The sequence below is a fragment of the Pedobacter sp. AW31-3R genome (assembly GCF_052180285.1).
Lineage (GTDB): Bacteria > Bacteroidota > Bacteroidia > Sphingobacteriales > Sphingobacteriaceae > Pedobacter.
Genome location: NZ_CP197475.1, coordinates 5,302,965 through 5,326,639, shown reverse-complemented (window position 1 = coordinate 5,326,639; position 23,675 = coordinate 5,302,965). Strand labels below are relative to the sequence as shown.

Here is a 23,675-nt window from a genome sequence, read left to right as displayed (position 1 = left end):
TATAGAAAATTCTCTACATGGAATGACAGTCTGTAAGGCTCATGAGTAAAGTCGATAAATTATCAGGATCGTATTCGGGCCTTAGAATAAAAAGGTGTACCCACTCCCTTTTTTAGGATGGACCATTTGCTGAAACTTTTTAATTTCAGCACTCAGTAATCTCTGGTATTCCTCATCCATAAAAGATCTGAAGATTCGAATGTCCCCTTTTTCTCTTGTATCAATTAATGCCTGATAGTAATCCGCCTTCGTTTCATTGTTCACAATAGCCAGCGGAAGTTTATATCCTGCCTGAATATAATTCATTAATAATCTGGAAGTTCTTCCGTTGCCATCATAAAACGGATGGATACTCACTAAATTGAAATGTGCATCATAGGATAAATCCAGTTGCGCTCGAGTGCTTAGGTTGAGCTTCATTTTGGCAGAGATTTCTGAAACTAAACCAGCAGTAAGCGATTCCACCTTATTAAAATTCGGGAAATAAGTCTCACCAGCAGTGACATTCCCTTTACGAAAAGCACCTGTAGCCGCATCAATGGTTCCGAAAACCGTATGGTATGTACTCGTCGTATTTTTAACAATGAGCGCATTCAGCTTTTGTATGAATTCAACAGTAATGGGTGCCTGAACTTTTGCATGTTCCAGCCCATATTTGAGTGCCGCAAAGTGGTCTGTAACCATTAAACTCTCGTGCAAAGGTTTGCCTTTAGGTGTCAATCCTTCGTTCAGTAAAACCTGGGTTTCAATACCGGTAAGGGTAGAACCTTCAATCCGGGTGGAATGGTGCACAATTGAAATCAGATTGAATTTCTCATGATCTATGACCTCATTGATTCCAAGTTTTTTATATTGCGCTATGAGTTTAACTATATCCATGTAATGATTACAAATATACGACCATGCACTGATATAGCAAGCTACACAAAAAAGCAGCATAAAAAAACTGGTTTTGGAGCGATGGGCCAAAATATCCAAAGGAACACGAAGACCAGCAATTTTACCAACCCAAAATATTGCCTGCAAAAACAAAGGCCGTATCTTTTGAATTTGATACAGCCTTTGTCTATAAATAGATACTGGTATAAGCAGGAACAGTATTACTGGTACTGAATATAAATAGGTACCGGAGTCAGTTTCATCAGTTCCTCTGGAGTCATCAAACGATTCGGTGCTTTCTTTAAATCATTTTTATAGAACAATTTAAATCCGGTGAATTCAACGGGTTCACCATAGATAAAGTGACGGTAAGTTCCTTTTTTAAGATCCGGTTCGCCCCATCCATCCATATGCATCACAATCTGAACTTCAGGACGCAATTTGATGTTTTTATAGTTGGTCACCATTTTTCTGGTGAAACGGTGAACCGTAAATACTTTTGGAGGGAGGTTATATTTTTTTACCAGGTTGGTTAAGTACTGTGAGCAGTAGTTGATATCTGCTGCATCATACGTACCGATTCTCTTGCCCGGCTTAGAGCCGTCTTTCATAGAGAATTCAGGGTCGATACCCAAATGAACATGTGGCATTTTCAGGTATTTTTCTATTCTTGGCAATTCATCCTTGATATTGCTCAGGGCTACCTGTAAATCCAGGAATACAATCCCATCATGCATCTTGGCGATCTTGATGACAGAATCAATTTGTTTATCGCCCATTCTGTTGATATATTTCCCATCTTTTCCGGGGGTACCGCTGGCAACAGCAGCAATATAGTGTACACCGGCCTGTACAGGAGTGGAAGGATCTACCTTTTCCCATCTTTTTACTTCTGCATTTAATCTGCTCCACATTTCTTTAGGGGCATACTCTCCCAGGGCACCCATTTTTTTGGAATGCAGGTTACCGTAGTAAACAACGATTCTCTTGAAGGGCAATATGGCGCCCGGCAGGGGATAGGGCTGTGGTTTGACAGGCCATTTACCTGTGGTATCTCCATTGGCCAGTTTCAGCATTAAAGCAGTATACTTAGCGGTATCAATCGGCTTGCGGCTAGTATCTGCCGGGGCAGTGCCGGTAGAATCACCTGCAGCTGTAAGTGCAGATTTAACATCTCCGTTTTTTTTGTTTGCATTGGAACTGCAATTGGCAAACAATGCAATGGACGTCAATGCAATGAGTAAAGTTCCTGCTAGTTGAGGTAATTTCATAGGATATTGTAAGGTTTAAATAGATACTTTTGATCTTTCAGCGCAAAACTACACATTAGGCTGACAAAATCTATCTACAAGTATAAGATTCCTGAAGTGAATTAAAATTATATTTATAGCGTTATTTGTAAAAAGAAATCATGATGACCAAACAATCCGTGCTCCTGGCACTTTTAAGTATACTTTTTTTATTCAGTGCCTGTAAGGATGAAACTACAGAATTTTTCCCCATTGCGCCTGTTGCTGCAGATACCCTTATTTTAGGTGGAGTGTCGGGAACGGAAGTGGTTACCGGAAATGATGAAGAACTCATTGGCGCCGTTGCATTGAATAGTGTTTTCGTCGATCTCAGTACCAGTACGCAGACTACTGCCCTGCGTACAAAATGGGACCTCGGCTTTTACGGGGGAACGGATTTTAGGGTGATCCTGAACCATAGTACAGGCGCCACTGCGGTAAAATTGGATAAAAACAATATGAATGCCGTGGGAGAGAGTGACAGCACTGCACTGGTAGGGCCTAACACCCTCGTCTTCGGTAACGGCACGAGCAATGTTGACCCCATGACCGGAAGTTTTGCTGATTACCTGAGCGGTACTGTTGTGGATGAAGTTTCTGCCACGGATGCGGAGAATATGGTTTATATGGTGAACCGTGGCATGTCTGGCGTAACCGGGACGGTTACCGCCATAACGGCACGTAACAACTGGAGAAAGTTCCGTGTACTGCGTTCTGCAAGGGGATATACCGTTCAGTATGCCGCGATCGGAGCGACTACATTCAGCACGGTAACGATCAACAAGAATACATCCAATAATTTTTCTTACCTCTCTTTTACGGGGGGCGAAGTAACCGTTGAGCCTGTTAAGAAACTATGGGATATTCAATGGACGTATACTTCCTATCCGAATGCGGAAGGAAATCCCGTAGGAACTACAGATTTTGTGCGTATAAATGCGGAGAATGGAGTAACCGCAGCACAGGTAATGGTAACCTCTGCGATTACTTACAGGAATTTTTCTGCTGCCAACCTGGAAGGGGTAACATTTTCCGCGGAACGTGACGTGATTGGGGTAAACTGGAGAAACCTTGCTACTGCGGGCTCTAGTGTTTACAGGGACAGGTTTTATCTGATTAAGGATACGGAAGGTAACATTTATAAACTGAGGTTTAACAGCTTCACCAGGGCTGATGGCGGTACGCGCGGCAGGCCAAATATTGATTATATACTGGTTCAGGCCGCTGAGATTTAATTGATCAGGCCGGTGAGGAACCGGCCTGATTGAGGTTAATGTTGAACCGTATCTGCTTTTTACGAAGAAAAAGAGTTGAACTTTCCAAAAACGCCTAAAGGCAGTTTTATCCCTGAAGTTGCCTGCAGGTAAAGTTCTCCGGTTTCCAGGTTTTTAACTGGTGGAAAAGAGGTTTTAATCAGGTTTTCTACGATCACAGATGAAAATCCAAGAGAGTAGGTATTTAAGATAAGAAAGTGTTCTTCTTCATCCAGTAACTGTACCACTTCCTGCATCATTTCCTGGATATGGTCTTCCAGTTTCCATTTTTCCCCATTAGGGCCATGACCGAAAGCGGGTGGATCTAAAATGATTCCATTATATTTTTTACCGCGTTTCAATTCGCGTTTCACAAATTTAAGCGCATCTTCAACTACCCAGCGCACATCTTTTAATTGTGATAGTTCCTGGTTTTCATTGGCCCAGTTGACCACCTGTTTAATCGAATCCACATGTGTCGTATCTGCTCCGGCAGCCTTCGCGATTAATGAAGCAGCCCCGGTATAAGCAAAAAGGTTAAGTACCTTCGGCATTCTCGTTTTGAACTTTTTGATGGACGAAGAGATATAGTCCCAGTTCACTGCCTGCTCAGGAAATACACCCACATGCTTGAATGACGTTAAACCCAGGCGCAGGTTGATCTTGACTTCATCGTTTTGGTAGGTTACATTCCAGCGGTCAGGGATTTGTGGAGAATTTTTTATCCATTCACCTGATGTCGCAGAACGTCCTTTGAACCTGATGTGGGTTTGTTTTTTCCACTCCTGGTCTGTCAGTGTTTTTTTCCATACTGCCTGAGGTTCAGGGCGGGATAAAATGAGATTGCCGAAGCGCTCCAGTTTTTCAAAATCACCACAGTCAATCAGCTCATAATCTTTCCAGTGAGTGGGTGTTAAAAGGCTTATCATATTATAATTGTATTGTTCAGTATTGTATGTGATGTGAGCATCCGGCTTTGGCCTGAATTGCTTTCAGGTATGGCCTTCCCTTACTTATAATTAAATATTGTTTATGGCAAACCGGCGCTTAAAAGTTTTTCTTGGCAGCCTTCATGAAACGGCTGGCAAAAACGAAATCATTCAGTTCCTGGATATCGGTATGCGCAATTTCTTTATTTGATCCTTCCCAGAATTTTTTGCCTTCATGCAGGAAGAGAATATAATCACCAATACCCATTACCGAGTTCATATCATGCGTAACGACGATAGTAGTGGCATTGTATTCTTCCGTAAGCTCCTTAATCAGTTCATCGATAACGATGGACGTCTTAGGGTCAAGGCCTGAATTGGGCTCATCTACGAACAGGTATTTGGGGTTCATGGCAATGGCACGGGCAATTCCTACCCGTTTTTTCATTCCTCCTGATAATTCTGCTGGGAACAGTTTGTTTTTACCTTCAAGATTTACCCTTTCCAGACAGAAATTTACCCTTTCCAGTCTTTCCTTGAAGGACTGGTTGGTAAACATATTCAGTGGAAACATGATGTTTTCTTCTACGGTCATGGAGTCAAATAAGGCGGAGCCTTGAAATAACATCCCTATTTCCTTACGGATTTCAATACGTTCCTCGAAATCCATTGTGGTAAATTCCCTGCCATCATAGAGTACACTTCCTTTTTCAGGGGTATGTAAGCCGATCATACATTTCAGTAGCGTGGTTTTTCCGGAACCGGAACCGCCGATGATCAGATTGGTTACGCCAGCTTCAAATTTACCGGATATGCCTTTCAGTACCGTGTTGGAACCGAAAGACTTTTCAATGTCTTTAATTTCGATCATAGTAATAACTGGGTTACAATGTAATCACAGGCAAGAATACTGATACAAGCTACAACTACTGCCCTGGTACTCGCTTGTGCAACTTCCAAAGCACCACCCTTTACATAAAAGCCTTCATAGGCTGGTACTGTGGTAATGATAAAGCCAAATACAAAGGCTTTAACCAAGGCTACAGTGATGGTATACGGATTAAAATCTGTAGTGATCCCCTGTACATATTCCGCCGGCGTTACTGCTCCGGAAAGGGTTCCGCCCAAATAACCACCTGTGATGCTCAATACCATGGCAAAGACCACCAATACAGGTACCATGGTGATCCCGGCCAGTAATTTTGGCAGGATCAGGTAACCCGGAGAATTGATTCCCATAATTTCCAGGGCATCAATCTGCTCGCTTACACGCATTGTACCGATTTCTGAGGATATGGCTGAACCGATTTTTCCAGCAAGAACAATTGCGGTAATGGTCGGACTGAGTTCCAGGATACTGGAGTCGCGGGTTACAGAACCAATGATCGTTTTGGGAATGAAATCACTTACCAGCTGAAAAGCAATCTGTAAAGTCATTACCGCACCAATAAAAGTGGAAATGATAGAGATCAGTCCAAGTGAGCCTACACCAATAAAGTTCATTTGCTGGAATATTGCTTTCAAATATATACTGGATTTCTCCGGCTTTCTGAAAACTGCTTTTAACAGGAGAAGGTATTTGCCAAAATTGGTGAAGTTCATTCGTGGAAATTTAGCTGGTGTATTTGTTCAATATTAATACAAAGAAACAACAAAAATTGTTGTGGCTTTCTTTATTTATTAAAAATATTCTGCTATTTAATGAATTATGCGGTTTTTTGCAGCCTGAAATTCAAGATCAAAAGATGAATGCAATTGTCACCGGCGCAACAAAAGGAATAGGAAAAGCTATCGCAGTGAAACTCGCTGAAGCAGGTTATAACCTTGCGATATGTGCGAGAAATGAACAGGACCTGGCAGCAATGGCTGCTGAACTTGAATATACAAAGGTTCAGGTTTTTTACAGGGCAACGGATTGTTCCGATAAGGAACAGGTTTACCGTTTTTGTGAGGAGAGCAGGAGGGAAATGGACCATGTCGATGTACTGGTGAATAATGCCGGTACTTTTTTACCTGGTGCACTGCTGGATGAAGAGGATGAACGGTTTGAATTGCAGCAGCAGCTGAACCTGAATGCTGTTTATTATATGTCGAAGTATTTCGGTAAAATGATGCGTAAACAGCAATATGGACATATTTTTACCCTATGTTCTGTGGCAAGTAAAGAATATATTGAAAATGCAGGCAGTTATGCTGTAACTAAATCTGCCTTGCTTAGTCTTAATACTGTATTACGGAAAGAGTTATCCATATTCAACGTTAAAGTGACTGCCATTTTACCCGGCCCTACATTAACCGCTTCCTGGGAAGGAACAGCAATCCCGGCAGAACGTTTTGTACAACCAGAAGATATTGCATCCACTTTAGTGACTGTACTGAACTTAAGCAGTGGAGCAAATGTTGAGGAGATAATCATCAGACCACTAGTATTTTAAAAGATTAATAAAGGAGAACGCTTTATGGAAAATAGATTATTAAGAAACGAACACGACAAAGTCATTGCCGGCGTTTCATCAGGCTTAGCCACTTATATGCAGGTGGATGTAACCATTATACGGTTGTTATTTGTACTCTCTACCTTTTTCCTGGTAGGAACAGGGATTTTTGTTTACCTGGTGATGTGGATCATTATTCCTGCAAATAATGACCCGCATGCAAGGTTTACCAAGTTTGACGATTTCTTTAAGAAACAGCATAACCCTTCACCGTTTAATAATCCGTCGCCATTTAACAATCCGGCAGGATTTACGCCACCCTCAGCTTCTCCGGAACAGACGGAACCCTTCAAGGCAGCTGATAAAGGCGGTTTCAATACAGGTGCCGGCAGCGATTGGCAGAATCCGGTAGATTTTAAAACATTGCCGAAAAACAATGATACCGGGCGTACCGTTGGGGGCTTGTTCCTGCTGGTGATCGGATTTTATTTTTTGATGAATGAGTTTGATATTATTCCGTATTGGTTCAGGTTAAGTAAGTTATGGCCATTGGTTTTTGTCGCTATCGGACTGAGCTTTATCCTTAAAGCGAAACGTAAGAATAACTGGGAAGAATGGAAGAGTCAGCAGGACGCTGCTGTAGCTGCCAAAGAAAAGGAAGAGCCATTGAAACAGAACCCGGTGCAGGAAACACCTGTTAGCGGTACACCTGAAAATCCGGAAGCGGATAAAACCAGGGAAGGACTGTAAACTCAGCTAGAATTATTAGAAAGAATTACCATGGTTCCTGCAGGATTAAAATAAAGGTTAGGCCGCTACGGCCAGCATTATTTTAATCGCCAAAGGCTCCATCTGACCCATAAAAAAATAAAAAGATGAAACTAAATAGAGTAATGTGGGGAATTATACTACTGTTTGTAGGTATTGTCCTGTTGTTGGAAAACTTTAATATCATAGAATTTTACTGGAGAAACGTCTGGAGCTTCTGGCCTGTGGTACTGATCATATCCGGAGTGAATATCTTATTTAATAAGAATAAGTCGCAGACGGGGAATATGATCAGCCTTGGTGTATTGGTGATCATGCTGGGGTTTGTATTTTATAAAGGCCAGCAACCACCTGCGCACAGGTTATGGTTCGGGGAGAATTTTGCCGAGGATTTCGATATCAATATAGATGATCACGAAGACACGACAAGCAATACGGAGATGATTAACTTCTCTGAGCCTTTTATTCCTCTGGATACCGCCAAGAAGAATATACTGAATATATCCGGTGGAGGTACCTCGTTTGATCTGGATGGAGGGACAGATAGCCTCATTGTGGCTAATGTGGAACGCCGGAATGGAAGGTATACCCTGCAAAAGGAAACTTCAGACTCTGTAAATACGCTGACTTTTAAAATGGCGGACAAAAAAGGCAAATGGGAATTTAACGATGGCGGCAATAAGGTGGATTTTAAGCTGAATAAAACCCCGGAATGGAACATCAACATGAATATGGGAGCCGGTGCAGTAGATTTTGATCTTTCTGAGTATAAAGTGAGAAGCTTCCGTTTTGATGGCGGGGCAGCATCACTTGATATTATGCTTGGTGACCTGCTGCCCATTACAGATGTGGTGGTAAAAACAGGAGTGGCAGATGTGAAGATCAGGATTCCTGAAGGTGCCGGTTGCAGAATTAAAACGAAAACAGGCCTTTCGGCGAAAGACTTTGAAGGTTTCAATAAAATTGACAACAGCAATTATGAGACCTCAAATTATAAGGCTTCCACAAAAAAGATTTTTATAAATCTTGATGGGGGATTGAGTAATTTTGAAGTCAGCAGATATTAATATACTTTGGAAAAAAATGAATCCTATACCGTTGTGATCGAAGGAAAACCCCAGGGCCCTTATGATCTGGACGGATTGAAAGAATTGAGTATTGTACCCGGAACATTCATTAGAAAACCGGGGATGGAAGATTATAAAGAAGCGCACGAATTCCCCGAATTACGTGCGCTTTTTGGCTTCAGCTTTGAACAGACCGCGCCCCAGTATTTTGCTTCTTTTGATCAGCGCCTGCTGGCCTGGGCTATAGACTATTTCCTGTTGCTGCTGATTTATATTTTTTTTATCCTGCTCAGTTTTATTTTTGTGGAGGACAGGGCGGAACGGCTGACCATGTCACTTACTTTTCTTCCCCTGCTGCCTGTAGCCAAATTTATGTATGGCAGCCTCGCTGAATCATCGGCACACCAGGGAACGATTGGCAAACGCTTACTGAAGATCAAAGTGGGCGACCAGCTGGGCCGCAGGATTAGTCCGGGGAGGTCGTTCGGAAGAAATACAGCAAAAATTTTGTCGGCACTACCACTTTGCTTCGGCTATTTGTATAGTTTTCTTAATAAAAAGCAACAAACATGGCATGATATTGCTGCAAATACGCTTGTTGTTAAAGAGCGATTGATTTAATCTTTATCTTTGCAGCGCATGGAAAATACATCAGCACAAAAGGAATTGGCCGGAGGGTATTGCAGTGATTTGAACCAATACTCCAGGTTTTTAACAAGAGAAGTCCATATCGGAGCCATTCCTATGGGTGGTTTGAACCCTATACGGATCCAGTCGATGACGACTACAGATACCATGGATACCATAGGTACTGTAGAGCAAACGATACGGATGGTGGCTTCCGGATGTGAATATGTGCGGATTACAGCACCCAGCATGAAGGAAGCTGAAAATCTGGCCTTGATTAAAAAGGAACTGCTTTTCCGTGGATACGATGTGCCCCTTGTTGCCGATATCCATTTTACACCAAATGCTGCTGAAGCAGCTGCACGTATAGTGGAAAAAGTGCGTATCAATCCAGGTAATTATGCGGATAAAAAACGTTTTGAAAATATAGAGTACACCCATGTTGCCTATCAGGCTGAGCTGGAACGTATTTACAAGAAGTTTTCACCTCTGGTGAAAATCTGTAAAGAATATGGAACGGCAATGCGTATAGGCACAAACCATGGTTCCCTGTCGGACAGGATCATGAGCCAGTATGGGGATACCCCTAGGGGAATGGTGGAATCGGCAATGGAGTTTATCCGCATGTGCGAATCCCTGAACTATTACAACCTGGTTATTTCCATGAAGGCGAGCAATACGCAAGTGATGGTGCAGGCTTACCGCCTGCTCGTGGATACGATGGTGAAAGAAGGGATGAACTACCCATTGCACCTGGGCGTGACTGAAGCGGGAGATGGGGAAGATGGCAGGATCAAATCTGCTGTTGGAATTGGTACCTTGCTGGAAGACGGCCTTGGGGATACCATCAGGGTTTCCCTGACGGAAGATCCTGAATTTGAAGCACCGGTAGCAAAAGCGATGGCCGACAGGTATACTAAACGTGCCCTGCTGGAGCCGCTGAGAAATTCAGCTATTCAACTCCATGATTTACCTTATAGTCCTTATGAATATAACCGCAGGGTAAGTCTCCCGGTACAACATATTGGAGGTCACCACCATCCGGTAGTGATGCTGGACGTGTCTTCAAAGAACTTAAAAGATCCTTATTTCCTGGGAGAGGTGGGCTATTCGTACAGTGCCTTGCTGGATAAGTACAATATGGCCGACCAGGCATGTGACCTTGTTTATCTCGGTGACAACCTGCCTTCTTTTGCCTTTCCGGGGAATTTACGTCAGATTTATAATTATCAGACCTGGCTGGGCCTGACAGATAAGTCCAATGCCCACCCCATTATAAAGCTGGAGGATTTTAAAGATACAGTGCAGAAAGATCCGGTCTTAAACCTTGTAGCGGTAAATTCAGCAACCTATAGTGTTGGTGCTTTGTCTGTACTTGGACATACAGAAGTGATTTTGCTTGAAACTGCTGCAGACCATGGTATGGCAGAACAACGCGCTTTTTTTATTGATTTGCTGAAGCAGCATATCAAGGTTCCGGTAATTATCAAAAGGACGTATAAGGATATCAATGCGGATGACCTGATGCTGTATGCGGCAACGGATCTTGGTGCACTGCTGACTGATGGCTTTGGTGATGGAATCTGGCTCGATGCCCCTGGAGAGATTGCCTTATCCCTGGTAAACTCTACCAGTTTTGGGATTCTGCAGGCTACCCGGACCCGGATTTCTAAAACGGAATATATTTCCTGCCCAAGTTGTGGACGTACCTTGTTCGACTTACAGGAGACCACACAGTTGATACGCTCCAGGACGGATCACCTGAAAGGAATTAAGATCGGTATCATGGGTTGTATTGTGAATGGCCCCGGTGAAATGGCTGATGCCGATTATGGATATGTAGGGACAGGACCGGGAAAGATAACTTTGTACAGAGGTAAAGAAGTCGTGAAAAAGAATGTGAATACTGCTTTTGCCCTGGATGACCTGATCGGATTGATCAAGGAAGACGGAAACTGGACAGAAGTAAAGTAGAATTGGCGGATTTTTATTCCACCAATTCTATCCTGTGTATGCGTAAAGGGAATAACCAGGTTATAGCTGGTTTTTCTCTCCTTAGTGTTGATACTGGTTTTTCTTCTGACCTTTATTCTTTTATAAAAGCTAAAGTTTTATCACATACCTGCTGTAAATGAGCGGGCAGCTTTTCTTCGGTATAGGGATGTGAGGCTCCATACACATGATTTGCTCCGTCAATCTTCTGTATTTTTGCGGAAGGCTGCGCCTGGGCAAGTTGCTGCGCCACACTGAAATTTACGTTGACATCTTCATCACCATGCAGGATCAGCCAGGGGATTTTTACCCGCGCTGCTGCATGCATAATGTTGAATTCACTTTTATGTGCATTGAAATCTTCCAGCAGAATGCTGTTTAAGGGCATTTTTTCTTTTGTCCTGGCATTTTCTACATAGATCTGTCCTTCCCTGATCCATTCTTCCTCCTGTTCTTTTTTCCAGAGGGAACTGAAATCTGATATGGCAGACCAGCTGATGATCTTCGTTAAACGTTCATCATTTGCACCTTTCAGGATCACTAATCCGCCGCCACGGCTATGCCCGATTAAATAGATAGGTTGCTGTGGATAGGTATGTGTTGCATAATTGATGACCGTATCGATATCCTTAAGTTCTGCACTCACGGTATTGTTTGCAAATGCATCCATATCCGTGACATCATGAGGTTTTTCCTGTGTCACCCCACTGAAACTCATGTTGAATTTGATATATCTGTACCCATTTTCAGCAAAAAATGCTGCGACAAGGTGGTGTGCCCCCCAGTCTTTAAACCCTTTGAAACCATGTACGAATATGATGGTTGGTATGGCTGTAGGTGTGTCATCTGACGTGATATCGCCTGTGATAGTTTTTTCTCCCGAACCTGAAAGGATAAATTGCTTTGTGTTTATCATATCTTCGTCTTTATAGATTATTGTGCTTTTATAACAAATATAAAGAATGCTTAGTGTGAAAGCCTTTTAATTTAAAATCTTTCTAAATTAATCTTAATTACAGCGGAATGACAGTGGTGCAGAAGGGTGTTGTTACTTTTGTTTTGCAATAAGAATTTAGTAAACACCGCTTTGGAATATTTAAAAATACTTGCTTTCACACACAAACAGATCGACCTTCAGTCATTGGGTAAATTAGTTATTTGCGAGCAAACGCTGGATGATAGACTAAGAAATATACAGGCTGAACTGGATGTAAAGGAAATATTTTACATTGGCACCTGTAATCGTGTGGAATTCGTATTTACGTCAGCACATGATGTAGACCGTGATTTTATTCTTCGTTTTCTTACTGTACTTGATATGGGCTTGCCTAAACAATACATGGATCAGTTTGTAGATAACGTTTCTGTGTATGAACAAGTAGAAGCTTTTAATCATTTGTTGCGTACGTCCTGCTCCCTGGAGAGCCTGGTGGTTGGAGAGAAACAAATCCTTGCACAGGTTCGCCGTGCTTATGAATCCTGCAGGCTTGGAGGTTTTACGGCCGATTATATGCGGATGATCATGAACAGGGTGGTGAAGACAGCCAAAGAGGTGTATACACATACCAATATTTCTAAAAATCCGGTTTCAGTGGTTTCCCTGGCCTACCGTAAATTGCGTGACCTTAAATTGAGCAGTAATCCCAGAGTACTGATTATTGGTGCTGGGGAGACAAATAAAAACCTGGCCCAATACCTTAAAAAACACAAATACACCAATTTCTCTGTTTTCAACAGGACCGTGGAAAATGCGGTAAGTCTGGCAAAAGACTTGAATGGTACGGCCTATCCGCTTGCTGAGCTGGAGGACTTTAACCAGGGTTTTGATGTGATCATTACCTGTACTGGTGCTACTGAACCAATCATTACAGAAGAACTATACAAGAAATTACTGAATGGCGATACGTCCAAAAAGGTAATTGTAGATCTCGCTGTACCCAACGATACTGCTCCTGCAGTGATCAAAAACTATCCTGTTCATTATATTGAAGTAGAGTCTTTAAAAGAAGTTGCCCGTAAGAATATTCAGGAAAGATATGATGAACTGATTAATGCAGAACAGATTATTGATCAGAATATCAAAGAATTCGATGCTGTACTGCGTCAGCGTAAAATTGAGATCGCCATGAGCTGCGTTCCTCAAAAGATTAAAGATATTAAAAGTAAAGCCCTTGATATTGTCTTTGCTGATGAAATTAATGGTCTTGATGAAAACTCCCGCCAGGTACTTGAACGTGTAATGAATTACATGGAAAAGAAATACATTAGTGTACCGATGGTGATGGCCAAAGAAATTCTGGTAAACAACAGCTAGTTTTTATAATTTAGTCAGTGTAAATACATTATTTGTTTATTATTTAACACTCTAAATCTTTTGGGTTAAATTCGCACAAAAATCTATTTGCGTGGTGTGCGTATGCATCACCGTTTAAAAATATATATCTCTCGATGAAAAAACTGATTATCGGCACAAGGGGCAGCGAACTTGCTTTATGGCAAGCCAACTTTACTAAAGACAGACTTGCTGAAATTGGGGTGGAAGCTGAACTTAAAATTATTAAAACCCAGGGCGATAAAATTCTTAACCTGAGGCTGGATAAGCTGGAAGGAAAAGGTTTCTTTACCAAGGAACTGGAAGAAGAATTACTTGGCGGCACTATTGATATTGCTGTACATTCCCATAAAGACCTGCCTACGGTACATCCTGCGGGATTGACCATTGCCGCTGTTTCCGAAAGGGAAGACCCTTCAGAGTTGTTATTGATTTTGAAGGACTGTGTGGATATTACGCAGAAACTTTCCCTTAAAACGGGTGCACAGGTGGGTACTTCATCCAACAGGCGTAAGGCGCAACTGCTGGCGATGCGTCCGGATTTAAATATCGAAGACCTGCGTGGAAATATCAATACCAGGGTTCAGAAACTGAGAGATGAAAATTATGATGCCATTATCCTTGCCCGTGCCGGTGTACACCGTATTGGTTTGGATGTAAGCGATTTTCATGTGGAAGTGATCGATCCTACAGAGATTGTTCCTGCTCCCGCACAGGGCGTGCTGGCCATACAGATCAGGGAAGATGATAGGGAACTGCATGAACTGTTGCAGTCGATCAATGACCAGGATACGGCAGATGAAATTGCGGTGGAACGCAAGGTTTTGAACCTGTTTGACGGGGGTTGCCACATGCCTTTAGGTTGTTACTGTAAAAAAGAAGATGGCGAATATGAGGTATGGACTTCTAAAGCATTAAGTGCTGAAGATTTTCCAAACCGCTTGTTTTTCAGGGTGGATAACCTGGAAGGACTTGCAGAGAAAATTGTAGCCAAGTTTGCTGAGGACAGGAAATTACCTGCTAAAGTATTTATCTCCCGGGAAGTTGGAGAACACAATTATTTCAGGAGAGCATTGGAAAATAACCATGTTGAAATAGAAGGACGATCGCTGATCCGTACTTTTCCTATTGTGAATGTGCTTGATCCTTTTTATCTGAAACGTGTGGACTGGATATTTTTCAGCAGCCGTAATGGTGTTGAATATTTCTTCAAACTGAATCCTGTGCTGCCGAAAGATGTGAAGTTTGGAGTGGTGGGACGAGGTTCTGAAGATGCATTGAGAAAGTTTGGCCACCTGGCCGATTATGTTGGTGAAAGTGGTGATATTCCTGAAGTGGCTGAAGAGTTTGCTGACCTGGTAAAAGGGGAGGTCGTCTTGTTTCCGCGTGCACAGGATTCCCTGCTTAGCATCCAGAAATCACTGACAGAAGAGACTAAAATTATTGATCTGCCGATTTACGAGACTGTAATCGAAGAGGATGTAGACCATACCTATGCCGATGTGCTGATTTTTACCAGCCCTTCTAATGTTGATGCGTATTTCGCAGATAATTTATTGGATCCGGGACAGCAGGTTATTGCCATTGGCAGTTCTACAGGGAAGAAGTTTGATGAAATGGGCGTAACCTATATTTTGCCGTATTCACCGGACGAGATTGGTCTGGCAGAAGCCGTATTCGGAATTGATATTAAATAAAAAAAAGGTTGATTATGTTGCACCGTCCACGAAGATTAAGAAAAAATCCAGTAGTAAGAGAGATGATTGCCGAAACGCGGTTATCAAAAGACATGTTCATTTATCCGTATTTTGTTGTTCCTGGAACAGGAGTGAAGCACGCTATTGATGCGATGCCTGGTGTAAACCATTTTTCCCTGGATACCCTGGTAAAGGATGTGGAGAAAGGACTCGAACTGGGGGTAAATAAAATTATGCTTTTTGGTGTGGGTGATGAAAAAAGTGAGGATGCCCATTTCGCTTACCATGACCATTCTATTGTTCCTACAGCTATACGTGAACTGAAGAAAAATTTCGGTGATGATTTATATGTGGTGACTGATGTTTGCGTTTGTTCTTATACCACTCACGGACATTGTGGTATTATGAAGGATGATTATGTGCAGAATGATGAGACTGTTGAGCTGATTGCTAAAATGGGACTTGCCCATGCAGAAGCAGGAGCTGATATGCTGGCTCCTTCAGATATGATGGATGGACGGATCGGTGCAATCAGAAGTTTACTGGATGCGAATAAGTATGTGAATACGGCGATTATGTCACATGCGACAAAGTTTGCCTCGGCCTATTATGGTCCTTTCCGTGAGGCCGCCGACTGTGCACCGAGTAAGGGGGACAGGAAGGCTTACCAAATGGATTTCAGAAATCCCAATGAAGCCCTCAGGGAAGCACTGCTGGATGAGAGTGAAGGTGCAGATGTGTTGATGGTGAAGCCCGCACTGGCTTATCTGGATGTAATCCATAACCTGAAACAACACAGTGATTTGCCTATTGCCTGCTATAATGTATCAGGTGAGTATTCCATGGTAAAGGCTGCAGCGGAGCGGGGATGGATTGATGAACAAAAGGTAGTAATGGAAACTATGCATGCTTTCGCACGTGCGGGAGCAAGTATTATCACAACGTATCACATCAGGGATATCGTTGAAAACAATTGGATGTAATATGTTAGAATCATTGAAAAAGATGTTTTCCGGAAATGAAGGCGATATGCCCGTAAATACAGGAAGCAAACCAGATATTTCAAGACAGAAGTCTGCCGAACTGTATGAAAAAGCAAAGACTTATTTCCCGGGAGGGGTAAATTCTCCGGTAAGGGCATTTAAGTCTGTTTACGGCACGCCGTTGTTTATTCAAAAGGGCGATGGATGTTTTGTATGGGATGCTGATGGAAATCAGTTTATTGATTTCTGTGGCAGCTGGGGACCCCTTATTTTGGGGCATAATCCTGCAAAAGTGAGGGAGAAAGTGACGGAAGTGATGCAGAATGGCATGAGCTTCGGTGCCCCTACGGCACTGGAAAATGAGCTTGCAGAGATCATCATTAAAAATAATAAACACGTAGAAAAAATACGTTTTACCAGCTCCGGAACAGAAGCAGTGATGTCGGCCATACGTCTGGCACGCGGTTATACCGGAAAGGATAAGATCATTAAATTTGAAGGATGTTACCATGGCCATACGGACTCCTTGCTGGTCAAGGCAGGTTCGGGACTGGTGACTTTTGGAGAGACTTCCTCATTGGGGGTGCCCCAATCTTTTGCCGCAGAAACGGTGGTGATCCCGCTGAATGATAAAAATGCTTTAGAACAGGCTTTTGAACAGTTTAAAGGCCAGGTGGCTGCAGTAATTATTGAAGGTATTCCTGCAAATAACGGATTACTGATGCAGGATCAGGAGTATATTGATTTCCTGCAGAAAATCTGTAAGGACAATGCTGCACTGCTTATTTTTGATGAAGTGATTACCGGCTTCCGTTTAGGTTTTGAAGGAGCTGCCGGACATTACAATGCCAAACCTGATATTGTTACCTATGGTAAGATCCTTGGAGGAGGTTTACCAGTAGGGATGTATGGGGCTTCAGCCGAAATCATGGGGCAGATTTCTCCGGATGGCGGTGTTTATCAGGCAGGAACCTTATCCGGAAATCCTGTGGCTATGGCTGCCGGGATTGCCCAGTTAACGGAATTGCTGCGCTCTGGTTTCTACAAAGAACTGAATGGTAAAGCGGAAGAGTTTGCGGAAAGTATACAGCGTTTTGCTACAGCCAGAAATTATAAGTTCAAAGTCTTTCATGTAGGTTCGATTTTCTGGTTTGCCTTTACAGACAAGGATAAGATCCAGTGTGCAGATGATATTGATCCGGCAAGCATGGAGAAATTTAAAGTGATGCACCGGGAACTGTTGAACAGGGGAATTTATTTGGGCCCTTCAGGATATGAAGTTGGTTTTGTCTCTGCGGCGCATACGAAAGTGGAACTGGAGAAAGCCAAAAGAGCGATCCTGGAAACCCTGGATATTGTCTTCAGGAATAAATAAGCTTTAACCGCAAAGGAGAAGCTGGTGTTTTTATGCCGGCTTTTTTAATTTGTTTGTTGACCCTTCCTGGTTTTTAAAGGATGGTACAGATGTTCATTTTGTGCTGTTTTTTATCAAACGATGGCGGGTTGATAAATAAGTAAATTTTACACTATATTTAAAGAGTTATTCAAAATATTTTGAAGAAATCAATTATCATATTCTACTTCATGCTGCTGTACTCTTTGGTGCAGCTCATTTCCTGGGGTACCTTAGTGGTACGCCTGCAGCCATCGAGAATGGCTATGGTAATGGGTGAAGGCTCTGTTTTCCTCTTTTTATTGTGTATTGGTGCTTTTTTTCTGCACCAGTCGATTAAGAAAGAAGATAAACTGAGGGAGCAGCAACAGAATTTTCTGCTTTCGGTAACGCATGAACTGAAATCACCGCTGGCGGCCATCAAGTTGTCTTTGCAGACGATTGTTAAACGGGACCTGGATAAGATGCGCCAGACTTCGCTGCTGAACAATTCCCTGAAAGATATTGAGCGGCTTGATGACCTGGTAGAAAACATGTTGCTGGCGACTAAAATTGAAAACCGTTCTTATTCATTCCCTCAGGAAGAGTTTGACTTTTCAGAGCTGGTGACGAAGATCACGGACCGTTTACAGATCCATTCCTGCGGTTGTGAGCAGGTGATCAATCACCACATTCAACCTAAGATCAATATTACAGGGGATCCTTTTACACTGGCTTCTGTGGTGACTAACCTTATTGAGAATGCCGTGAAATATTCCGGTCCCTGTGCAGAGGTTGGCGTAGAATTAAAAATGAAAGAAGGACATCCTTTTCTGCAGGTGTCTGATAAAGGACCGGGCATTCCGGATGCAGAAAAAATGCTCATCTTTGATAAGTTTTATCGTGTTGGCGACGAAAATACAAGGAAAGCAAAAGGTACAGGCCTGGGATTATTTATCGTGAAGGAAGTTTTGCAAAAACATGACGCTGATATCAGCGTTAGAGACAATGTACCGCAGGGTACAATTTTTGAAATCACATTTAGTTGAGCATTATGCAACAGAAATTAAGAATCTTATTGGTCGAAGATGAAGACCATTTATTGGATGCCATAAAATTAAACCTTGAATTGGAAGGTTATAAAGTCCATGCCGTTAAAGACGGTAAAACTGCGCTCAAAATTTTTAAAGAAGAGCGTTTTAACCTGATTATACTTGATGTGATGTTACCCGAAATGGATGGTTTCCAGGTGTGTGAAACTATTCGTCTGGAAAATACGGAAGTACCGATCCTGTTCCTTACGGCTAAAAATACCAGTGAAGACCGCGTAATGGGCCTTAAAAAAGGTGCTGACGATTACCTGGTGAAACCTTTCAACCTGGAAGAACTGATCTTAAGGGTAGGTATCCTGGTGAAACGCAGCATGAAATCTGACGACCTGAAGGAATTGAACTCTTACAAAATTGGGGATAAAACCATCTACTTTAACTCTTTTGAGTTGAAACAGGATGATGGTGTGATCGTTCCACTGACGAAGAAGGAAACGATGTTGCTGAAATTGCTGATCGAAAGAAAAAATGAGGCAGTTTCGCGCGAGCAGATTTTAGAGACGGTATGGAATTATGATGTTTACCCTTCAACAAGGACGATAGATAACTTCATTCTTACTTTCCGTAAGTATTTTGAACCTGATCAGAAGAACCCTGTGTACTTCCATTCGATCAGGGGAGTAGGTTATAAATTTACAGATATCCATAGCTAATGTATAATGCAAAGGGCAGGTATGTCCTGATGTTGGTTCTTGCCATTGCGGCTGGTGTAAGTCTCTATTATGGACACCATCAGTTTGCAGCAGTAGTGGGTCTGATGTTCGCCTTTGTGATCTGGAGTCATTATAAGAGCAGTTCGATTTTGATGGCTTCGAAGTTTTTTAAAAACGGTGATCATGAACGTGCGGCACGTTTGCTTGCTGAAGTGCCCAATGCAGACAGACTGGCAAGGAACAGACGTGGTTATTACGAATTTATGATGGCCAATATTGCCCTCAAAAAGGAGGATTATGAAGCTGCTGAATACCACTTCCAGATTGCCAGCCGTTTTCCGATGGGCGGACAAAGCGATAAGTCTTTTGTGATGATCCACCTGGCTAACCTGGCACTGCGCAAAAAGGATAAGGATAGGGCGCTTGCTTATGCAAGCAAGGCGAAAGAACTGGCGGTAACGGACAGGGCAAAAGATATTATTCAGAAAATAGAAAAAGAAGCACTGGCACTGGCCTAAGCTGTCTGGCTTTGATAAAACAAAACGGTTATGGATCTGATCCATGACCGTTTTGTCATTATGAACTGAATGTAATTATACAATTTAACCTGATCCGGCTCTTCAAGTTCTTCCACATAATGTGCATATTTGCACCTCAAAAACAAATTAAGATTAGATGAACACTTTATTTTTAGATGCAGCATGGTCCAAACCAACAGAACGTCCACCGGTTTGGATGATGCGCCAGGCTGGCCGTTTTATGCCGGAATACTGGGAAATTAAAAACAAGTACTCATTTTTGGAGATGTGTAAGACTCCTGAAATAGCTGCTGATGTAACCATGTTACCTGTAGATTTATTGGGAATTGATGCCGCAATCTTATTTTGTGATATCCTGGTTACTGCGGAAGCTATGGGTGGTGACCTGAGTTTCACTCAGGGTGTGGGACCGCGTTTTGCCAATCCGGTACGTAACCTTAAAGATGTTGAAAACCTGAATGTTGACTGTCTGGATAAACTGGAATATGTTGCTGATGCCATTAAAGTTATCCAGCAGCGGTTGAATGGAAATATTCCACTAATCGGTTTTGCCGGTGCACCATTTACGGTGATGAGCTACCTTGTGGAAGGGGCTTCATCCAAAGATTTCAAAACAACAAAGTTGTTGATGCATAACCATCCTGAGGTTGCCCATAAATTACTGGCGAAAATTGCGAAGGTTACGGCCGATTACCTGAACCTGCAAATCGCAGCCGGTGTGAATGCCATCCAGATCTTTGACAGCTGGGCACTTTCCCTGTCATGGAATGATTATGAAGAATTTTCACACCGTTATATTAAGGAGATTATTGTCAACCTGAACCGAAAAGATATTCCAGTGATTTCTTTCTGTAAAGGAAGTTCTGTGTTTGCGCCAATGATGGCTACAGCACAACCGGATGTGATTTCAGTCGACTGGAATGCTGACTTGCTGAATATTAAAAATAGCCTGCCTGCAGGCATTGCGGTACAGGGGAATCTTGATCCGCATATTTTATATGCCGATAAACCGGTGATCAAAAAAACAATCCTGCAGCTGTTCGAGCGTATGCGTGGAGAGAATGGATTTATATTCAATCTGGGACATGGTATTATGCCGGATATTCCATTTGATCATGTAAAGTATGCTATAGAGGTCATCAAAGAATTCAGATACTAATACACCAATTCATCGTATAACGTTAATCCTATTATGTTTATAAGCTAATGGATCAGTACTATTTATATGTCGTGGCTGTCCACATTATCTTCGTGGTGAGCTGGATGGCAGGATTATTTTATAGTGTTCGTTTATTTATTTATCATACTGAAGCAAATGAGCTTCCGGAAAATGAACGCTTGATTTTGCAGCGTGAATACGCAAAAATAGAGCATAAACTCTGGCATATCATTACCAATCCAGCGATGACCCTTGCTGTCCTTGCCGGAATCGGAATGGTCTGTATCCGCCCTTTTTTATTACAAATGCCCTGGTTTCATGTAAAACTGGCATTTGTAGTTTTACTGCTCATCTATCATTTTATCTGCCAGGATATCATGAATAAGATGAAAAGGGGGATATTTAAGCACAGCTCATTCAAATTACGCCTTTGGAATGAAGTGGCGACAATATTACTGGTGGCTATTGTATTCGCTGTGGTCTTAAAAAGTGCGGTGGACTGGATTTATGGCCTTATTGGCCTGATCATTTTTTCTGTGGTGATTATGATTGCAGTGAAATGGTATAAGCATTACAGAGAGAAGCACGAATCTTAAGAATTTATATTTATCATCCATGAAAAGAGCCTTACTATTTTTATTCCTCCTTGTTGCAGGTTACCAGGTGAGTTATGCACAGTTTAACAATACTGCCATAGAGAACAGGATCCGTCCGGATAGTAATGCTGTAGGAGAGGTACATTTCAATTTCTATAATTTTAATTATGTAAGAAATTATGAGTATTCTAACCAGTTTCATGATGGTTATACTTTGTATGGTTCACAGCTTCAGCCTCAGCTGGTGTATTTTGCCCATCCGAATCTGGCTATTGTTGCCGGTGCATATATCCGAAAGGATTTTGGTGATAATGGGGTACATGATGCAAAACCTTTGTTTACGTTAAAATATCATAAGAAAGACCTTACGCTGAATTTTGGTACGATTGAAGGTGGAATCCACCATGGATATATTGAGCCTTTATGGAATTTTGAACGCCAGATCACGGAACCAGTACAATATGGCACACAGTTGCTGGTGGAAAAGGAAAAGTTTAAACTGGATGCCTGGATTGCCTGGCAAAAACAAATTTACAGACCTTCACCAGTTAAGGAACAGATTATTGGTGGATTATCTACTGAAACCCGCTTGTTATATAGAAACGGCTGGAAGCTGAGTATTCCTGCACAATTTCTTGCCTACCATAAGGGAGGACAGATTGATCTCCTGAAAGATGAACCGCTGCAGACTTTATTTAATGGTGCTACCGGATTTAAATTGCATAAAGAATTGGGCGGAGGTAACGTCAGAGAAGTGTTTACAGACAATTATGTAGCCGCTTATAAGGACTTTTCACCGACGAAAACCTTGGCCTATCAGGGTGGATTTGGCTTGTGGTTAAATGCCGGTATGGAGACTAAATTCGGGAGCCTGGTTGCTTCCTACTGGAAAGGAAATAATTTTATGAGTATTAAAGGGATGCCACTTTATGAATCGGTGTCTACCACGATGTATGATTATGGTCATAAGGAAAGTAACAGAAGTATTTTGCTGTTGAGGTATGCCTATCAGAAAGAATTGATCCCCAACCTTTATCTGGATGTGCGTGTGGAACCCCATATTGATCTTGGAACTTCCCAGACGGAGAAGTTACAGTTCCAGCATTCGTTTTTCCTGACGTATAAAGAGGATTTCAGGTTGTTTAAGGTGAAGAAGTAAATTATTCCCTTGTTTTTTAGCATTCGTGTTTTTTTCGTGATTTAAAAAGAGGGTTTCAAGTGGAGAGCTGAACTATTTTCTTGGTTTTTGAACGTCCTGGTTTTTGTTCTTCCTGAAAAGAAGTGATATTTCGGCCTGGAAAGTAAAATAATTTTCTCATTTTTGGATGGATTTATCAATGATGAAATCCTAATAAGCCTACCGCTTAGAAACAGCAATGAAAACCGGGCTTGCGGGTTCTTGAATACAAATAAAGAACAATAAGAGCTAATGAAAAATGCTTATGATCGCTTCATAACTTTAAAAAGAAGATATTCACTAATGAAAAAATATCTGTTGAGAAGTGTTGGTTTACTCAAGGTACTGACTCTTGTATCATTTTTGCTGATCACTATTTCAGGGGACAAAATATCTGCATTTGTTTTCCTTACGCTGGTGATGTTTCCATTTACAATTCCATCCGGTGCTTCCGGTGTATTTGATCTGACGACTATTCCTTTAGTTAATATCACCATCAATGTGATGCTCTATGTCACTATATATGTCTCTGTATTTCGTATGTTCAGCACCTCCATAAAAAAGTTTGAGGACAGCACAAAGGATAAAGTATTCAAGACAGACATTATACGGTGTCTTCTGTTTTCTCTAATCATTTGTTTTGGTCGGTCTTACTCTTGCTCATGGATAAGTATGGGTATATTTTGGTTTTTCTCTTCAATTACTTTTTTGACACTGATGATGAGGAATATTGAAGCTCAGAAATTAACCCGGATTTAGCATCTTAACCGGTAGAGAGAAAGTAATCCTTATTTGATTTATCCATTAGCAACGCGCTTA

23 protein-coding genes are annotated in these 23,675 nt (G+C 41.9%); 17 read left to right on the top strand and 6 right to left on the bottom strand.

Going from position 1 to position 23,675, the window contains the following annotated elements; translation table 11 throughout:
- Window positions 1–81 precede the first annotated feature (81 nt).
- Window positions 82–879: a Fic family protein gene (locus ACSBL2_RS21935; protein ID WP_442588698.1), complete on the bottom strand. Its 798-nt coding sequence runs from the start codon at window positions 877–879 to the stop codon at window positions 82–84.
- 221 nt (window positions 880–1,100) lie between these two features.
- Complete coding sequence (locus ACSBL2_RS21930) at window positions 1,101–2,150, bottom strand: hypothetical protein (protein ID WP_442588697.1); 1,050 nt, start codon at window positions 2,148–2,150, stop codon at window positions 1,101–1,103.
- A gap of 140 nt (window positions 2,151–2,290) precedes the next feature.
- Here ACSBL2_RS21930 and ACSBL2_RS21925 point away from each other — a divergent pair, with 140 nt between their 5' ends.
- Window positions 2,291–3,403, top strand: a complete 1,113-nt coding sequence (locus ACSBL2_RS21925) for an HmuY family protein (protein ID WP_442588696.1) — start codon at window positions 2,291–2,293, stop codon at window positions 3,401–3,403.
- 59 nt (window positions 3,404–3,462) lie between these two features.
- Here ACSBL2_RS21925 and ACSBL2_RS21920 read toward each other — a convergent pair whose 3' ends face one another.
- The 3 genes from ACSBL2_RS21920 to ACSBL2_RS21910 form a co-directional block, all read right to left on the bottom strand.
- Window positions 3,463–4,350 (bottom strand): class I SAM-dependent methyltransferase, encoded by an 888-nt coding sequence (locus tag ACSBL2_RS21920; RefSeq protein ID WP_442588695.1) that lies wholly within the window; start codon window positions 4,348–4,350, stop codon window positions 3,463–3,465.
- A gap of 118 nt (window positions 4,351–4,468) precedes the next feature.
- Window positions 4,469–5,221, bottom strand: coding sequence for an ABC transporter ATP-binding protein (locus ACSBL2_RS21915; protein ID WP_442588694.1), 753 nt, complete (start codon window positions 5,219–5,221; stop codon window positions 4,469–4,471).
- Window positions 5,218–5,952 (bottom strand): MlaE family ABC transporter permease, encoded by a 735-nt coding sequence (locus ACSBL2_RS21910; protein WP_442588693.1) that lies wholly within the window; start codon window positions 5,950–5,952, stop codon window positions 5,218–5,220. The genes ACSBL2_RS21915 and ACSBL2_RS21910 overlap by 4 nt, the downstream gene beginning before the upstream one ends.
- Before the next feature lie 143 nt (window positions 5,953–6,095).
- Here ACSBL2_RS21910 and ACSBL2_RS21905 point away from each other — a divergent pair, with 143 nt between their 5' ends.
- From ACSBL2_RS21905 to ispG, 5 genes are all read left to right on the top strand, one after another.
- Window positions 6,096–6,785: an SDR family oxidoreductase gene (locus ACSBL2_RS21905; RefSeq protein WP_442588692.1), complete on the top strand. Its 690-nt coding sequence runs from the start codon at window positions 6,096–6,098 to the stop codon at window positions 6,783–6,785.
- A 24-nt stretch (window positions 6,786–6,809) separates the two neighbouring features.
- Window positions 6,810–7,535 (top strand): PspC domain-containing protein, encoded by a 726-nt coding sequence (locus ACSBL2_RS21900; protein WP_442588691.1) that lies wholly within the window; start codon window positions 6,810–6,812, stop codon window positions 7,533–7,535.
- Window positions 7,536–7,660: 125 nt separating this feature from the next.
- Complete coding sequence (locus ACSBL2_RS21895) at window positions 7,661–8,620, top strand: LiaF transmembrane domain-containing protein (RefSeq protein WP_442588690.1); 960 nt, start codon at window positions 7,661–7,663, stop codon at window positions 8,618–8,620.
- A 6-nt stretch (window positions 8,621–8,626) separates the two neighbouring features.
- Window positions 8,627–9,241, top strand: a complete 615-nt coding sequence (locus ACSBL2_RS21890) for an RDD family protein (protein ID WP_442588689.1) — start codon at window positions 8,627–8,629, stop codon at window positions 9,239–9,241.
- A gap of 18 nt (window positions 9,242–9,259) precedes the next feature.
- Window positions 9,260–11,221 carry a (E)-4-hydroxy-3-methylbut-2-enyl-diphosphate synthase gene (gene ispG, locus ACSBL2_RS21885; RefSeq protein WP_442588688.1) on the top strand — a complete coding sequence of 654 codons (1,962 nt, stop codon included), beginning with the start codon at window positions 9,260–9,262 and terminating at the stop codon, window positions 11,219–11,221.
- Window positions 11,222–11,333: 112 nt separating this feature from the next.
- Here ispG and ACSBL2_RS21880 read toward each other — a convergent pair whose 3' ends face one another.
- Entirely contained in the window at window positions 11,334–12,155 is an 822-nt protein-coding gene (locus ACSBL2_RS21880) for an alpha/beta hydrolase family protein (protein WP_442588687.1), read from the bottom strand.
- 171 nt (window positions 12,156–12,326) lie between these two features.
- Between ACSBL2_RS21880 and hemA the strand changes: the two genes are divergently transcribed.
- The 11 genes from hemA (at window position 12,327) to ACSBL2_RS21825 (ending at window position 23,615) form a co-directional block, all read left to right on the top strand.
- On the top strand, window positions 12,327–13,553 hold the full coding sequence (hemA, locus tag ACSBL2_RS21875; RefSeq protein WP_442588686.1) for a glutamyl-tRNA reductase: 1,227 nt from the start codon (window positions 12,327–12,329) through the stop codon (window positions 13,551–13,553).
- Window positions 13,554–13,687: 134 nt separating this feature from the next.
- On the top strand, window positions 13,688–15,268 hold the full coding sequence (hemC, locus tag ACSBL2_RS21870) for a hydroxymethylbilane synthase (protein WP_442588685.1): 1,581 nt from the start codon (window positions 13,688–13,690) through the stop codon (window positions 15,266–15,268).
- A gap of 62 nt (window positions 15,269–15,330) precedes the next feature.
- Window positions 15,331–16,251, top strand: a complete 921-nt coding sequence (gene hemB, locus ACSBL2_RS21865) for a porphobilinogen synthase (protein ID WP_442588684.1) — start codon at window positions 15,331–15,333, stop codon at window positions 16,249–16,251.
- 1 nt (window position 16,252) lies between these two features.
- Window positions 16,253–17,626 carry a glutamate-1-semialdehyde 2,1-aminomutase gene (gene hemL, locus ACSBL2_RS21860; protein ID WP_442588683.1) on the top strand — a complete coding sequence of 458 codons (1,374 nt, stop codon included), beginning with the start codon at window positions 16,253–16,255 and terminating at the stop codon, window positions 17,624–17,626.
- 179 nt (window positions 17,627–17,805) lie between these two features.
- Window positions 17,806–18,672 (top strand): sensor histidine kinase, encoded by an 867-nt coding sequence (locus ACSBL2_RS21855; RefSeq protein WP_442588682.1) that lies wholly within the window; start codon window positions 17,806–17,808, stop codon window positions 18,670–18,672.
- A gap of 5 nt (window positions 18,673–18,677) precedes the next feature.
- The gene (locus ACSBL2_RS21850) at window positions 18,678–19,385 is read left to right on the top strand and encodes a response regulator transcription factor (RefSeq protein WP_037439683.1); all 708 of its coding nucleotides are present in this window, start codon (window positions 18,678–18,680) and stop codon (window positions 19,383–19,385) included.
- Window positions 19,385–19,903 (top strand): hypothetical protein, encoded by a 519-nt coding sequence (locus tag ACSBL2_RS21845; protein ID WP_442588681.1) that lies wholly within the window; start codon window positions 19,385–19,387, stop codon window positions 19,901–19,903. Before ACSBL2_RS21850 ends, ACSBL2_RS21845 begins: the two co-directional genes overlap by 1 nt.
- A 157-nt stretch (window positions 19,904–20,060) precedes the next feature.
- The gene (gene hemE / locus ACSBL2_RS21840; protein WP_442588680.1) at window positions 20,061–21,083 is read left to right on the top strand and encodes a uroporphyrinogen decarboxylase; all 1,023 of its coding nucleotides are present in this window, start codon (window positions 20,061–20,063) and stop codon (window positions 21,081–21,083) included.
- 47 nt (window positions 21,084–21,130) lie between these two features.
- Complete coding sequence (locus ACSBL2_RS21835; RefSeq protein WP_442588679.1) at window positions 21,131–21,679, top strand: CopD family protein; 549 nt, start codon at window positions 21,131–21,133, stop codon at window positions 21,677–21,679.
- Between the two features lie 19 nt (window positions 21,680–21,698).
- Window positions 21,699–22,838, top strand: a complete 1,140-nt coding sequence (locus tag ACSBL2_RS21830) for a hypothetical protein (protein WP_442588678.1) — start codon at window positions 21,699–21,701, stop codon at window positions 22,836–22,838.
- Window positions 22,839–23,159: 321 nt separating this feature from the next.
- The gene (locus ACSBL2_RS21825) at window positions 23,160–23,615 is read left to right on the top strand and encodes a hypothetical protein (RefSeq protein WP_442588677.1); all 456 of its coding nucleotides are present in this window, start codon (window positions 23,160–23,162) and stop codon (window positions 23,613–23,615) included.
- Window positions 23,616–23,675 lie beyond the last annotated feature (60 nt).